This window comes from Bacillus sp. CCNWLW194 (assembly GCF_037120585.1).
Taxonomy (GTDB): domain Bacteria; phylum Bacillota; class Bacilli; order Bacillales; family Bacillaceae_G; genus Bacillus_A; species Bacillus_A basilensis.
On sequence record NZ_JBBBBL010000003.1, the window covers coordinates 446,491 to 462,041 of the forward strand.

Sequence of the window (15,551 nt, forward strand, 5' to 3'; positions counted from 1 at the left end):
CATGAAGCTATTTTTACGTGATCATTTTGCATTTTTTCTACTGTACGTATTAAACTTCGGTATCATCTTCGTTCTTTATGATGCAGTAGATGGATTTCAAAATAATAAATTTTACTTCGTCGTTTTAAGTTTATATTTATTCATTTGTTTCCTTGCTTATCGTTACGTTCGCAATCGTAGAATGTACCATAGATTAAGTGAGCAACCAGAGAAAATGGAAGATGCATTCATTGAAAGAGCAACTGCTCCGATGCCCCACGGCGTAAATGAACTCGTGCGTACGCAGTATCGTCTCTTCCAAAAAGAACTACAATCGTATGAAGTAAAACAACAAGAACATCAATTATTCATTAACCACTGGGTGCATCAAATGAAGACACCTGTTTCTGTTATGCAGCTTATGGTGCTCGAAATGGAAGATGAACATTTGATTCCGAAATTCAAAAAAGAATTAGAACGATTAAATCAAGGGCTTGATATGGCTTTATATATGGCAAGATTAAATAACTTCCATGAAGATTTCCATGTCGAGACGATTTCATTAAAAGATACAGTAACGAAAAATATTAACGGATTAAAAGAACTATTTATTCGTAATGGCGTTTTCCCTGTTTTAGAAGTCCATTCTGATTTAAAAGTCGCTTCTGATGCGAAATGGCTAAAATTTATCATCTATCAGTTAATGACAAATGCTGTTCGTTACTCTGGTGAGCGCGGAAAGAAAGTGTTCTTATCTGCTTACCGAAACGGAAAAGATATTATTTTAGAAGTTCGTGATGAGGGTGTTGGTATTCCGCAAGAAGATATTCGAAGAGTATTTGAACCGTTTTACACTGGAAAAAACGGCCGTACATTCGGAGAATCTACTGGTATGGGACTTTATATTGTAAGTAAAATTTGTGATTATTTAGGTCACTCTGTCAAACTTGATTCTGAAGTTGGTAAAGGAACGACGATTAAAATCATCTTCCACAACGCTGCAAATAATCAAGCAGAACATACGGAGAAGGTGACCGAAGCATGATCGTAACATATGCTAGCAAAATGTATGAGAACTTACTCTCATACATTTTTTGCAATAAAACTACTTATTTGCCTTCTAGCAGGAGGTACGTATTATGACCTTTTGGCAGTTTGCCTTTAAAAATGTAACACGTAATTCCAGAGCTTATTTTGCTTATTTCGTAAGCAGCTCGTTTTCCATCGCTGTTTTCTTTTCATTCGCTGTTTATTTATTTCATCCGAAATTACAAGAGTTCAGTATGAGCTCTGAAATTTCAGGATTAATGATTTTTTCAGAAGTTGTCATTGTCTTATTCTCTTTCTTCTTTCTTATGTATTCAATTGGATCGTTTTTAAAAGTTCGTAAAAAACAATTTGGTGTGTTAACCGTTTTAGGTATATCAAAAAAGCAATTACACCGACTCATTTTCACTGAAAATATGTTAATTGGTATTTTGTCTATCTTTTTCGGTATGCAGTTTGGACTTGTCTTTTCGCAATTTTTCTTATTAGTAACAGCGAAAATTACACATCTACCAGGGACATATTTATATCCCCCTACGAATGCTTTCATTTTAACAACGATTGTGTTTCTTGGTCTCTTTATCGCTGTATCTTCATTTACACCCATGCTAATTCGTACGAAAAAGACGGTAAACCTATTAAAAACGAATGGTAGGAAACAAAAGGAAAGAAAACCATCCATATTTATCTCTCTATTTGGTGCTATCTGTTTATTAGGTGGTTATATTTTAGCGGCAAACCCTAAATATTTCTTCTCAATAAACACGCAAGTAGGCGTTATCTATATGGTTTCAAGTGTTTTTGTGATTCCAGCACTTGTTACAATTGGGACATATTTTTTCTTTTCTCAAATTAGTTTCTTACTTATTTATATTTTAAAGAAAAGAAGAAAGTTTTATATGAAACGAATTAATATGCTTTGGATTTCGGATTTAGCAAGTCGTATTCGAACGAATATCAATATGCTTTTTATTGTAGCGATGCTATCTACAATTGCTTTCACAATGATCACTTTCTTATATGGAGTCGGAAAGTTTACAAAGCTAGATGTTGCGAGAACTTCACCTTTTCCATTTTCTTATTTTTCATATGACGCAAATCCTTTTGTTAACAAGCATTTAACTTGGCTTGAACAGCAGTTACAAAAAGAAAATTTCTCTTATAAAAAGATCAAAACTGATTTATATGAAACACCATTGAAAGAAGATGAAGGTATAACGACTTACAATGACATTTATGCAATGAAACAAAGTGACTATAATAAACTTGCCGTTTCCCTGCGAATGAAACAACTATTCATGAGTGATAACGAAGCATATGTCTTAACAGGTAGCGCTTATGTCACCTTATTCAGCGAGTTTGAGCCAAGCTACAATAGAAAGTCCATTACACTTTCTAGCACAAATACGACATTACAAGTAAAAGGCTATGAACAAGTAGGGGCCATTCCCTCCGACTTTTCATATCAAACTTTAATTTTACCTGACACTGTTGTAAACAACTTACCAAATACAACAAAGCATGTATCAGCGTACAATTATAACGTACAAAACTGGGAAAAGACGTATGAAATTGCTGATAATTTTATGAAAAAAATACAAAGAGATCGACAGGAATTCCAATACGAAGGACCCCTTATACGATCCTATGAATCAGCAGGTTCATTATATAGAATCACATCAGGAAGTGCCGCATATTTCCTAATCGGGACTTTCCTAGGAGTCATTTTCTTTATTGGAGCAGGTAGCGTTCTTTACTTCAGAATGTATACTGATTTAACGAACGAGCAAGAAAAGTATGTAACGATTTCTAAAATTGGTGTAACAGATGCAGAGATGAAACGATCTGCAACCATCCAACTTAGCATTTTATTTTTCATTCCGTACATTATGGCATCCATTCATACAATGTTTGCAACGAAAATGCTACAAGATGTAATTGGTTTATCTTTGTTCAAAGAAGTTTCAGCCGTTCTTATTATTTTTGGATTCGTTGAAATTGTATTTTTCTTCTTCATTCGTTCGCTTTACATGCAAAAATTATCACAATATACTAATACACATTAAAAAAGTTATTACATGAGAAGGTGGGATCTCTTCCCTCCTTTTCATGCTCATTATATTAGGAGGTTTAGGTGAATGACATTTTGGCAGTTTGCCTTTAAAAACGTCTCGCGGAACGCCAGAGCTTATTTCGCCTATTTTGTAAGCAGTGCGTTTTCCATTGCTATTTTTTTCTCGTTTGCAGTTTATTTATTTCATCCTAAATTGCATATGACAGACTTAAATACTGCTCTGAACATATTAATGACAATTTCAGAAGTTGTCATTGTATTCTTTTCATTTTTCTTTTTACTATATTCAATCGGTACTTTCTTAAAAGTACGAAAAAAGCAATTTGGGATTTTAACAGTACTTGGCATCTCTCAAAAACAATTAAAACGACTCATATTTATAGAAAATATGTTAATTGGTGGTCTTTCTATATTTTTTGGCATTCAACTTGGACTTGTCTTTTCACAGTTCTTTTTATTAGTTACCGCCAAGATTACACATGTACCTGGTTTATATTTATATTGGCCGACAGGTGCCATTATTTTAACTATCATCATCTTTCTTGGACTCTTTATTCTCGTATCATCTTTTACACCGATGCTCATTCGTACGAGAAAAGCTGTACGTCTTTTAAAAGAAGGAACAAAACAAAAAGAAAGAAAAGCATCTGTGCTCATCTCTCTATTTGGTGCGATATGTTTAATATCTGGATATACGTTAGCCGCAAATCCATTATATTTTCTGTCGCTAGGTGACATCATTGGGCTTTTATATGCCGTCTCTAGTATATTTGTCATCCCATCGTTTATTGCAGCTGGAACATATTTTTTCTTCTCGCAAATTAGCTTTTTACTCATTCGTATATTAAAAGCGCGAAGAACGTTTTATATGAAACGGATTAATATGCTTTGGATTTCTGATTTAGCATCACGTATTCGAACGAATATTAATATGCTCTTTATTGTGGCGATGCTATCAACGCTCGCTTTTACAATGATTACATTCCTATATGGTTTTGGGAAGTTCACAAAGTTTAATGAAATAAGGAAAAATCCTTTTCCATTTACTTATTTATCACATACTGAAAACACGTTAGGTGATGAACATTTAAACTGGTTAGAACAAAAATTTAATGAAGAACAATTTACTTATGAAAAATTTAAAACGGATATATACGAAGTATCTTTAGCTGAAGATAACACGCAGGTCTATCATGTAATGAAACAAAGTGACTATAATGTACTCGCCAATGCATTAAACTTAGATCCACTCATCGTAAAGAATAATGAATCTTATATTCTTATGAAAGAAATAGATGATCATTTCATTGGAACATTTTATGATAAAGAAAAAAGAGATAGTCTTACACTTACTCAAAACTCTTTACATTTGAAAGTGAAGGATTATAAAAGTACTAGTCCGTTCCCAAACTGGTTAGTACCGAAGTTACTCATTATATCTGATGAAAATGTAGAAGCCTTATCAACTATTTCCAAACAAATGAGTGTATATAGCTTCAAAGTGCCGAATTGGGAAAAGGCATATAATATCGGTGCTGCATTTATAACAAAAATCAGTAACGACAATGCAGCGATTCAAGCAGAACATGCACCATTCCATGCAAGTGAAGCAAGTAACTCTCTATACAAAACGAAACTAAATGTCGCTTCATTTTTCTTGATTGGAACTTTCCTTGGTGTTATTTTCTTTATTGGTGCTGGTAGTGTTCTTTACTTCCGTATGTATACTGACTTAACAAACGAGCAAGAAAAATATGTAACGATTACAAAAATTGGTTTAACAGAAGACGAAATGAAGCGATCTGCTACCATTCAACTCGCTATTTTATTCTTTGTCCCTTACATTATGGCATCCATCCATACGATGTTCGCGACAAAGATGTTACAAGAAATTTTAAATCTCTCGTTCTTCGCTGAGATTACAGTCGTACTTATGATTTTTGGAACGGTTGAAATTCTATTTTTCCTTTTAATTCGTTCCTTTTATATGCAAAAATTATCACAACACATTAAGTTTTAACAGATAGAAAGGTGATTACTATGGAAGAAGTATTACACATAAAAAACGTCTCAAAAGTGTATGAGGGAAAAGTCCCTCATACAGCTTTAAAAAATATAAATTTGCACGTAGATAAAGGTGAATTCGTTGCAATTATGGGGCCATCTGGAAGTGGTAAATCTACATTTTTAAACGTTATTTCTACAATTGATTCGCCTACTTCTGGGGAAGTCGTAATTAACGGGAAGCGACCGCACACATTTCGTAGAGAAAAATTAGCTATTTTCCGTCGCCAAGAGTTAGGATTTGTTTTTCAAAACTTTAACTTACTCGATACGTTAACGATTGGAGAAAATATCGTATTACCTTTAACGTTAGACAATGTTCCTTTAAAAGAGATGGACAAAAAACTCGATAGCATCTCAACCAAACTAGGAATTGATCATATTTTAAATAAACGTATTTTTGAAGTTTCAGGAGGACAAGCACAGCGTACTGCTGTAGCACGCGCCGTTATTCATCATCCTTCTCTCTTACTAGCTGATGAACCGACAGGGAACCTAGACTCGAAAGCAGCTATTGATGTAATGGAGTTATTTACAAAGTTAAACAAAGAAGAAGATGCAACGATTTTAATGGTTACGCATGATCCATTTGCAGCCAGTTATTGTAACCGCGTCATTTTCATTAAAGACGGCGAGCTTTATAACGAATTGCACCGCGGGCTATATCGCGAGAAGTTTTATCAAGAAATATTAGATGTTTTAGCGTTATTAGGAGGAAGACGTGGATGACATTTTGGCAATTCGCATTTAAAAATGTCTCGCGTAATTCGAAAGCATATTTCGCTTATTTTGTAAGTAGTGCTTTTTCTATAATGGTTTTCTTTTCGTTTACCGTATACGCGTATCATCCGCGCTTACAAAGTGTACAAAGCTTTCAAGAACGTGATCCTCTAATGAACTTAGCTAGTACAGCACAGCTTGTGATCGTTATGTTCTCGTTCTTCTTTCTCTTATATTCAATTGGAACTTTTTTAAATGTTCGTAAGCAGCAATTTGGGATACTCACGATTCTCGGTATCTCACAGAGACAATTAAAAAGACTTTTATTTACTGAAAACATGATAATCGGGATATTATCTATCTTTATCGGCATTCAAGGTGGTCTTGTATTTTCTAACTTTTTCTTATTAGTCACTTCGAAATTAACAAGTGCGAAAGGCCTTTATTTATATTGGCCAACAGAAGCGATTATCGTTACAACCGTAACGTTTATCATTTTATTTTTAATTGTTTCTACGTTTACACCAATGTTTATTCGTACTCGAAAAACAACGCAGCTTATTAAGGGAGTTAAAAAAGAGAAGAGCGAAAAAAAACCATCTATACTCATTTCGCTATTTGCTTTAACTTGTTTAGGCCTATGCTATTATATCGCCGGTTATCCACAAGGCTATGTAACTGAAAAAAATGTCCAAAATGGATCCGTATTCTTAATTATGCTATCTATTTTACCGCTCGTAGTAGTCGGGACATATTTATTCTTTTCACAAACATTTCTTCTCTTTATCTATATTTTAAAGAAACGAAGAAAGTTTTATTTGAAACAAATAAATATGTTATGGATTTCAGATTTAGTTTCTCGTACCCGCAGTAATATTAATGTACTCTTTATCGTTTCTATGCTATCTGCACTTGCCTTTACAATTATTATCGGGTTATTTGCAGCAAACAACCATACGAAAGCATCCATACTAGAACGATATCCAATACCCTTCACCTATACATCAGAAGGTGCTAATGCATTTGAACAAAAGCATATTACTACGATTGAAACTGAACTTACAAATGCTAATTTTCAATATAACAAATATAAGTTTACCGTTTTAAAAGATACAACTTCAAAAGAGTCAATTGCCATTATGAAAATGAGTGATTATAACGCAATTGCAAAGCAATTAAACAGACCAGAAATCACTCTCGATTCTACACAAGTTTATAGTATTTCTCGCTATTCACCAGCACTACTAAATCTCGTGTCTAACCCATTTGCGAAGCAGGACACGCTTACACTTGGTTCTAATAAAAAAGAATTTCAAATTAAAGGTTTTATTAATAAAGGAATCGCGCCACCCTTTACATTACCTCATTTAATTGTGATGCAAGATGAAGTAATTGAAAATATGATTCCTCATATTGAAACCATTACAGTTTATAACTACTTCGTAGAAAATTGGGAAAATGCAATTATCCCAACAAAGAACATATTAAAAAGCTTAGATCACGATTCAAAAACCTTGTATGAAACACATAAGGATGAAGAAAATTTCAGCCAGCCATTTCATATTGATACAGCTACGGATGAACTCCTTCACAGTAAGGAAAATGCAGTAGCTCGATTCTTTATCTGGGCATTTCTCGGCTTTATTTTCTTTATCGGTGCGGCTAGTGTTTTATACTTCCGTATGTATAACGACTTAACGACTGAAAAACAAAAATACATTACGATTACAAAGCTTGGATTAACTGAGTCAGAAATGTTTCGCTCCGCAACGATTCAATTAGGAATTTTATTTTTCGTCCCTTACATCGTTGCTGGTGTTCACACGTTATTTGCAGTTAAGTTTTTACAAAGCATGTTCGCTTTTTCTTTACTAAAAGAGTTATTAATTGTACTCACCTTTTTCGGGATTATCGAGATTATTTTCTTCTTCTTAATCCGTTCTCTGTACATTAATAAATTATCACAACACATAAAAATATGAATAAAATGGCCTTGTGCAATACGCACAAGGCCATTTTCAATAGTTTTTAATTAGCAGCAATATCCACCATAGCCGCCGCCGTAACCACCATAACCACAAGAACCGCCACCGCCGAAGCAGCTAGCACCGATGATGATTAATAAAATAAACAATACGATTAGAAGCGCAAAACCGCCGCCGCACCCATGTCTGCGGTTACAATCATCATGTCTGTGTTCACACTTTTCGCTCATTACTCTATTCCTCCTTTAGTATCATTCATAACAAGTTCACCTTGCTCTAAATGAGGGGATTCCATTTATAGTATGTTTTCAGGGCGAATAGGAAGCTTGGCTTACTTAAAAACGGGCTTGTTTTGGCAATTGGGCTTCATCAAAAAAAAGATACCTATTGAGGTATCTTTTAAAGAAACATATTCAACATAAGGGCAAAACCGAATGCAATAAATGATAACAATGTCTCCAGCACCGTCCACGTTTTAAACGTTTCTTTTACTGTCAAACCTAAATACTCTTTTACAAGCCAGAACCCTGCATCATTTACGTGAGAAAACATTAATGAACCTGCTCCGGTTGCAATAACAAGTAACTCTAAATTCACACCAGACATGTGCTGAATAACTGGTGATACAATTCCTGCTGCTGTCGTTAATGCTACTGTCGCTGAACCTGTTGCAATTCGGATTAATCCAGCTACCATGAAAGCTAATACGATTGGTGATAACGATATATGTTCTGCCATTTGTGCAATCGCTGTTCCAACGCCGCTTTCAATTAATATTTGTTTAAATCCACCGCCTGCACCGATAATTAAAATAATAGAACCGACCGGTAATAAACTATCGTCTGTTAATTTTTTAATCATCTTTTTATTAATACCTTGTCTCATGCCAAGTAAATAAAACGCTGCAAAACATGAAATGAGTAAAGCGATTACTGGACTTCCTATAAAAACTAAAAATTCAGTCATCTTTTCCGGTAATGAAATATACGGTGCAACGACTGATAAAATCATCAATACAACTGGTAATAAAATAATAAAGAATGAAACTTTACGACTCGGTAAATCAGTTGAGACAGTCGTAACTCGAATAAGCTCTGGTTCATTTTCAGGTATAACTCTTTTATGTACCCACTTTGCAAATACTGGTCCTGCAATAATAGCTGTTGGTAACGCGATAATTAATGAATATAAGAGCACCTTTCCTAAGTTCGCGTGATAAATACCGATTGCTGTCATCGCCCCTGGATGTGGTGGCACGAGCCCGTGAACAATAGATAATCCCGCAATAACAGGTAAGGCAATTAATAAGATGTTTTGCTTCGTCGTTTTTCGAATCGAGATAACGAGTGGTAATAAAATGACGATTCCCACTTCAAAAAATACTGGAATCCCTATAACAAATCCTGCAAATAACATAGCCCACAGCAATTTTTTTACACCGAAAAATCGAATAAAGAAATCTGCCACTTGCATGCCGGCCCCTGAATCGGACATCATTTTTCCTAAAATTGTACCGAGAGCTAAAATACCAACTAAATGACCTAGTACACTACCAACACCAGATTCATAGGCAGTCACTATTTTCGTTAAATTCAGTCCAGACATAATAGCTAAAAATAAACTCGCAACTGTTAAACTAATAAATGCATGCCATTTCCACCATGATACCCCTAAAATAACAATCGCGATTGCAAGTAACGTGACGATTAATAAGTATATATCCATCTCTCATTCCCCTTACTTTATAAAAAAAGAGGGAAAATCCCCTCTTTTTTATACGTCATAATTCACTACATAATGCTGCATTTCTGTATTGTAGTAGCCTTCGCTATATTCAATTACTTCGCCAACTTCATCGTAAGAATAGCGCATTCGTTTTAACAACGCTGTGCCCTCTTTTTCACCTAACGATTCTGCAACGAAACTAGGTGCCAGTCCAACAGCGAATTCATCTCTGAAGTTTTCTAAATGTATACCTCGGTCTTCAACTAAATCGTAAAGCGATTGCAAGTCAAAGTCCGATAAATCAGTGCTTGCCATTCGTGCTGAGAAATAGTGCGTATAATGAATGTACGGTGCATCATTTAACGTATATAAACGTTCAATACGAAAACTCTCTTTACCGAATAATCGAAACGGCACTGTTCCTTCTTCATTCTGAACAACTTCTGCTTTTAGCAATTTCTTCTGTACTTTATAGCCTTCTTCCACTAACACTTCTGTAAATTTCTTACCCTTTGACAGCTTTGTCGCAGAAGTATTACGGATGACTTTCGTTCCTTTACCGCTTTTCTTTTCCAAATACCCTTCTTGAGCAAGTTCTTTAATCGCATTTCGTACTGTAATTTTGCTCACTTTGAACTCTTCTTCTAACTGTGGTTCGGAAGGAATATTCGTATGAATCGCATATACACCATGCAATATTCGATCACGAATAATATTTTTTATTTGTAAATATAATGGTCCTTTTTTCCTCGTTACGTTCACCTTTACACCCACTACCTTTCTACATCACCTACTGATGCCGTCATTACCCGAAGTATATCCTTCTCTGATGACATTGGCGTATCACCGACGATTGTATGTGCAAGCATTCCAGCTGCTGACGCAAATGAAACAGCTTTCTCTGGTGCAAACTCTTCTATCTCGCCATGAATAATCCCGCTCGTATAAGCATCTCCAGCACCTATTCTATCATATACAGAAAACGTAAGTGTTTTTGCAAAAGTGAACGCACCATCTTTACATATAAACCCGCGAAGCGAGTGTGTATTATCACTATTAATAGAGCGATGTGTACCAGCAATTGTAGCGATACGATACGTTTCAGCTACCTTTGGAATTAGATCCATCAGCTGTGCCTCGCGCTCCATCTCTTCTGTTTTCATTCCTAAAACAAACATTGCATCTTTTTCGTTCATCATTACAATATCAGCTAGCCCTAACATTTCTTCATAATGCGGTTTCGCCTGCTCATATCCGTCTTCTCCCCAAAGAGATGGACGATAATTACAATCAAAAACGACAGTGCCTCCGTTTTCTTTCACTGCTTTCGCTAAAGATTTCATGTGACGACGCACAGTATCATTCATCGCAAGTGTAATCCCGCAAAAATGAACGATATCAATTTCCTTTGCGATCTCTTCAAATTGATATATTTCTTCACATGCCGTATTGAAGCTACTTTCTAGTCGATTTGAATATGTAACGCGGCTTGCACGTGCCCCAAATCCATTTTCTAAAAAGTACATGCCGACATATTTGCCGCCTCTTGAAACAAGTGATGTTTGCACACCTAACTTTTGAATATAAGATAATGCCGCATCTCCAACCGAATTTTCCGGTAAAGTTGAAATAAGAAGCCCTCCATGCCCTAGATGAGAAAGCGCAGCTGCAACGTTCACACCTGTACCAGAAAATGAGTATTTTAATGTATTTGCTTGCGACAACAATTCATATCCTGGTACTTGCAGGCGCATCATTACTTCACCGAACGCTGCAATTTTCTTACGCATATTGATCAACTAGCTTTTTCACGACTGCTAATAATTCACGAACATCTTCTACTTTCGTATTACCAGTTTCTTTATCAATAATAGAAGAGTATACATGCGGAATAACTTGCTCTACATTTGCTTCAAGCGCAATACGTACAATTGTTTCAAAGTTTTCTTTATCGATTCCGCCCGTTGGCTCTAATGCGAATCCTTCTTCCGCACAAGCTTTCGCAACTGCGCGATATTCTTCTTCATGAGCTAGACCTTTCATCGGGAAGTATTTCAATGAATTTCCGCCCATATCACGTACAAGTGCGATCGCTGTTTTAATTGGAACGATTGCTTTTTCTTCTCCAGCAGCACTAATTGGACCAGTAGAAATATTTACGTAACCTACTTTTCCTGTTGGTGATACTAAACTATTAATCCAGCTATCTTTTCCGCCAAGATTTGCACGTGTTGCCCCAACTGAAGGGAACACTTGGTTAATATGGCTACCAGGATAATGCTTCGCAATTTCAGCTACAACTGCTGCTTGACGATTATCTCCTGCTCCTAGTCCGATTGATACAGCATCATCAATTTCTTTTCCGTATGCTTTCATCGCTGTAACAGCTTCTTCTACAGTTGGGTAATCTTTTGATAACACTCCTACTACTACATAACCTTCTGCTGCTTCAAAAATATCTTTCGCATTTTCGATATTGTTCGCTAATACATTTAATGCTACGCGGCCTTTATAAAAACGTTTTTGAATGTTTGTCATTTTAGTTTCCCCCTACAATTTCTCTCATTTTTTCTTCAATCACATGTATGTCATCACCTTGAAGTGGACGTGGATCGATATCAAAGAATCCTTGTCTTACTCCGTAATCACGTGTGTAAATTGCGATTTCCCCGTCGCGTAATGCAGTCACAACGTCTTTTGCCGATTTATTTAACTCTTTCTCGTTAATATGAATACGAGCTCTAAAGATTGCTCTTCCCGCTTCATCTTGAACAATCGTTACATTTATACCGTTTAATTCTTTTAGCGGCATAAGTACTTGTAACAACTCTTTTTCTTGCTCACTCTTATCTTCTTTTACTCCGTACTCATCAAGCGCTTGAAGTAAGCCAAATGTTGTTTCTTTCCCAACTTTCATACTTCTTCCGATGCAATGCAATTGCACTTTCAGCCACTCAATATACTTTCTTTTACCGCCAACAATACCTGAAGTAGGTCCTTCAATTGCCTTTGAACCGCTATAAATGGCAAGGTCTGAATACTTCACATATTTTTGAATATCTTCTTCAGCTGCCGCATCGACGATAAGTGGGATGTTATTTCGCTGCGCTACTTCCCATGCTTCTTCAACAGAAATCATATTTTTTTGCACTGCATGATGGGATTTCACATAAAGAATCGCCGCTGTATTTTCACCAATTGCATCTTCAATATGCTCAGCTTTTCCTTCATTTGCGTAGCCAACTTCAACGAGCTTACCTCCGCCTAAATAAATCATCGTTTCAACAGGAGCACCGTATTGAACGTTATGACCTTTTAACATAATCACTTCGTTTTTCGCGATGACCTCTTGATGAAGTCTTTCACTTTTACGACGATTTCCTTCTGTAACGATACCAGCAATAGAAAGCGCAATTCCGCTCGATGCTGAGTTCACAACAACCGCTGCCTCTACATCTAGAATTCTCGCAATATGGTCTCCTGCTTTATCTACTAAATCAGCAATTTCCACATAATTTTGTCCACCATGTTTCATCGCATCCATAACTGTATCTGTCGGAGCGGATACACCTAAAATACTCATTCTACCGCTCGCATTAATTACTCTTTTTAATCCGTACTTAGCATTCAATGAATGACCCATTGATTACAACCCCTTTCGTATCAATCCTTTTTTCAGCAATGCGCTGATCCCCTTCTGAATCAATTAACGTAACCTTCTCATCTTTCACCGTAAATAAAGTTAAATTTGCAATATCTCCTTCTTGAATACGACCAAGCTCTGGTTTCTTAAGCCATTCTGCTGCATTTTTCGTAACCGCATCAATTACTTCTTCTAGCGGATAACCTAAGTAAAGGAATTTCGAAAGAACGTGAGCCATACTATACACTGGACCGTGTATACGATTCTTCCGGTAAATATCTGTACTAATTGTATGAAAGGCAATATCGTGACGCTTCGCTGCTTCTGCTACTTTAAAAGAAAAACTAGCATTACCGTGACCAACATCTAAATGCACACCGCGATTCACTGCATCTAGTAAAACAGGTAGCGGTTTGCCTTCTTCATCAAATAAATTATTTTCTTTCCCGTTTAAGTAATGTGTAATGACATCATCTTTTTCTAAAAGAGGTACAACTTCCTCAATGCGAGGAGGCGCTGAACCGATATGTACCATAATCGGCAATGATGTTTCACGGGATAAAGAGCGCGCTACATGAAGTGGTTCAATTCCACTATCACAAACGACACTTTTACTCATTCTCGCTTTTAACCCAACGATTACATCTTTATACTTTTCTACTGCTTCTATTACTTTCTCTTTATCGATCCATTCCATATTGGATAATTCATCAATTCGTTTCAAACCGATGCGAGAAATATTTAAAAAGGCAAATAAATTCGTTTTCGCCTGTTCTCTACTTTTTACTAAATCTGCAATGCGATCAGCTCCGCAGCTACCCGCATCAACGATTGTCGTTACCCCTTGCTTAACGCCAATTTTATCCACCTCATCGCCATATGGATCAAACTCTGGAAAAGCATGAACGTGCAAATCAATCCAACCACTCGATACGTAAGTACCTGAGTAATCAAGAACCTTTCCACCCTCACCAGCACCAGCTTTCGTCACCTGTGCGATTTTATTATTTTCAATTACAATGTCAATCTCTTCCCCGTTCACACGTTTCACATTACGTAGTACGAATCGCTCTGTCATTGTACTTCCACCCTTTTCTATAAGAAGCCATAAGAATACGCTTACATTAAAGTTTCATTTTATATCTCTTTCACACGTTTAGCGTAACACAAAAAAAGAAAGAAGTAAATATAACGTTATAATGTTTAAAAGTGAAATAAAAGATACTCCTCAAAATGCTGATAGTACAGGAAATTATATCAACGATTTTTCGAATATATCTATCATAACTTACAATATATCAACGATTTTTCAATTATATCTATCGTAACTCAAAATATATCAACGATTAGGCAAGGAATATCGATTTACCGACAAAAAACACCAATCCCTTTCTTATATACGAAAAGGCTGCTCCAAAACGGAACAACCTCTTTCTCTATTCCTGAATCGTCACGATAACCCCGTCCATATTGTTCCCCGAAATTTCATACTGCTTATTTGCTGGAACGTTCACTTTCATATTCCCCGAAACTTTATAATAAGAAACCGTATATTTCTTACCTTCCACATCGGTTGTGATTTCTTTTTTCTCTTTCAAGAACTCTAAGTATTCCTCTAATGTAATTTTCTTTTTTTGCATAATTGCGCTATGAGGTAAGCCGACATAACGAATGTGCCACGGTTCATATTGAATGCCTGTAATATGACTTTTATTTTTCGGATAGCGTAACACAAAGCCGTGCTTCCATACGTTTTCTGCAACCCACTTACCTTCAGGAGCTTTCTCCATTTTCTTTTGCGTTGAACCAACGTCCAGTGATAATCCTAAATTATGTTCACTGTATCCTGCCGGGAGTGCATAATCCGATCCCATTTCTTTATATAATTTACTTTGTTCTTTAAAATCTCGATACCCACTACTCATTAAGAAATTCTGTACTCCGTCTTTTCCAGCTGCATCGACAACGTTCAAAAACTTTTTCACAACATCCTTTGATAAACGAAGATTTCTATCAAATATTACATAGCCTCTTACTAATTCACTACTATGATTTACATTTATAATATCGGACCTAATACTATCTTTTTTTACTGGGTAATCTTTGTTAACTAATAATAAATCCCCTTTATAAATTTCTTCTTTTGTAATCTCCACATTTTCCATATTGGCAGCCTTTACTGCACTATCTTTTCCATCAATTTTCACATCAATTTCCTTTTGAAATAACGGTGATATATAAACGCCTACACAGATTGTGCATGCTATAAAAAAAGAAATAAATACCCACTTTTTCATTTTTAGTTCCTCCTTAA

At 35.8% G+C, this 15,551-nt stretch carries 13 protein-coding genes; 5 read left to right on the plus strand and 8 right to left on the minus strand.

All coding sequences use genetic code 11. The features are described from left to right. Nucleotide 1 precedes the first annotated feature (1 nt). The 5 genes from V7S50_RS08885 to V7S50_RS08905 all read left to right on the plus strand — a co-directional run bounded on the left by V7S50_RS08885 (nt 2) and on the right by V7S50_RS08905 (nt 7,866). Nucleotides 2-1,024: a sensor histidine kinase gene (locus tag V7S50_RS08885; RefSeq protein ID WP_000765345.1), complete on the plus strand. Its 1,023-nt coding sequence runs from the start codon at nt 2-4 to the stop codon at nt 1,022-1,024. A gap of 94 nt (nt 1,025-1,118) precedes the next feature. After that, nucleotides 1,119-3,092, plus strand: coding sequence for an FtsX-like permease family protein (locus tag V7S50_RS08890; protein ID WP_242252335.1), 1,974 nt, complete (start codon nt 1,119-1,121; stop codon nt 3,090-3,092). Between the two features lie 72 nt (nt 3,093-3,164). Further along, nucleotides 3,165-5,120, plus strand: coding sequence for an ABC transporter permease (locus V7S50_RS08895; protein ID WP_242252333.1), 1,956 nt, complete (start codon nt 3,165-3,167; stop codon nt 5,118-5,120). Between the two features lie 20 nt (nt 5,121-5,140). Beyond that, nucleotides 5,141-5,893 (plus strand): ABC transporter ATP-binding protein, encoded by a 753-nt coding sequence (locus V7S50_RS08900; RefSeq protein WP_063224346.1) that lies wholly within the window; start codon nt 5,141-5,143, stop codon nt 5,891-5,893. Next, a complete protein-coding gene (locus V7S50_RS08905; protein ID WP_242252331.1) occupies nt 5,890-7,866 on the plus strand; it encodes an FtsX-like permease family protein in 1,977 nt (658 codons plus the stop codon). The genes V7S50_RS08900 and V7S50_RS08905 overlap by 4 nt, the downstream gene beginning before the upstream one ends. Before the next feature lie 50 nt (nt 7,867-7,916). Here the strand turns inward: V7S50_RS08905 and V7S50_RS08910 are convergent, their stop codons facing one another. The 8 genes from V7S50_RS08910 to V7S50_RS08945 all read right to left on the minus strand — a co-directional run bounded on the left by V7S50_RS08910 (nt 7,917) and on the right by V7S50_RS08945 (nt 15,534). After that, complete coding sequence (locus V7S50_RS08910) at nt 7,917-8,099, minus strand: YjcZ family sporulation protein (protein ID WP_063224348.1); 183 nt, start codon at nt 8,097-8,099, stop codon at nt 7,917-7,919. 169 nt (nt 8,100-8,268) lie between these two features. Next, nucleotides 8,269-9,594, minus strand: a complete 1,326-nt coding sequence (gene gntP, locus V7S50_RS08915; RefSeq protein ID WP_242252329.1) for a gluconate permease GntP — start codon at nt 9,592-9,594, stop codon at nt 8,269-8,271. Nucleotides 9,595-9,642: 48 nt separating this feature from the next. Further along, on the minus strand, nt 9,643-10,368 hold the full coding sequence (locus V7S50_RS08920) for a GntR family transcriptional regulator (protein ID WP_242252328.1): 726 nt from the start codon (nt 10,366-10,368) through the stop codon (nt 9,643-9,645). Beyond that, entirely contained in the window at nt 10,368-11,384 is a 1,017-nt protein-coding gene (locus tag V7S50_RS08925) for a sugar kinase (protein WP_242252326.1), read from the minus strand. The genes V7S50_RS08920 and V7S50_RS08925 overlap by 1 nt, the downstream gene beginning before the upstream one ends. Continuing rightward, a complete protein-coding gene (gene dagF / locus V7S50_RS08930; protein WP_044793624.1) occupies nt 11,377-12,132 on the minus strand; it encodes a 2-dehydro-3-deoxy-phosphogluconate aldolase in 756 nt (251 codons plus the stop codon). Before dagF ends, V7S50_RS08925 begins: the two co-directional genes overlap by 8 nt. 1 nt (nt 12,133) lies before the next feature. Next, nucleotides 12,134-13,237: a DgaE family pyridoxal phosphate-dependent ammonia lyase gene (locus V7S50_RS08935; RefSeq protein WP_242252324.1), complete on the minus strand. Its 1,104-nt coding sequence runs from the start codon at nt 13,235-13,237 to the stop codon at nt 12,134-12,136. Then, nucleotides 13,215-14,315, minus strand: a complete 1,101-nt coding sequence (locus V7S50_RS08940) for an amidohydrolase/deacetylase family metallohydrolase (protein ID WP_242252323.1) — start codon at nt 14,313-14,315, stop codon at nt 13,215-13,217. The genes V7S50_RS08935 and V7S50_RS08940 overlap by 23 nt, the downstream gene beginning before the upstream one ends. 358 nt (nt 14,316-14,673) lie before the next feature. Then, complete coding sequence (locus tag V7S50_RS08945) at nt 14,674-15,534, minus strand: M15 family metallopeptidase (protein WP_242252322.1); 861 nt, start codon at nt 15,532-15,534, stop codon at nt 14,674-14,676. Nucleotides 15,535-15,551: the final 17 nt, after the last annotated feature.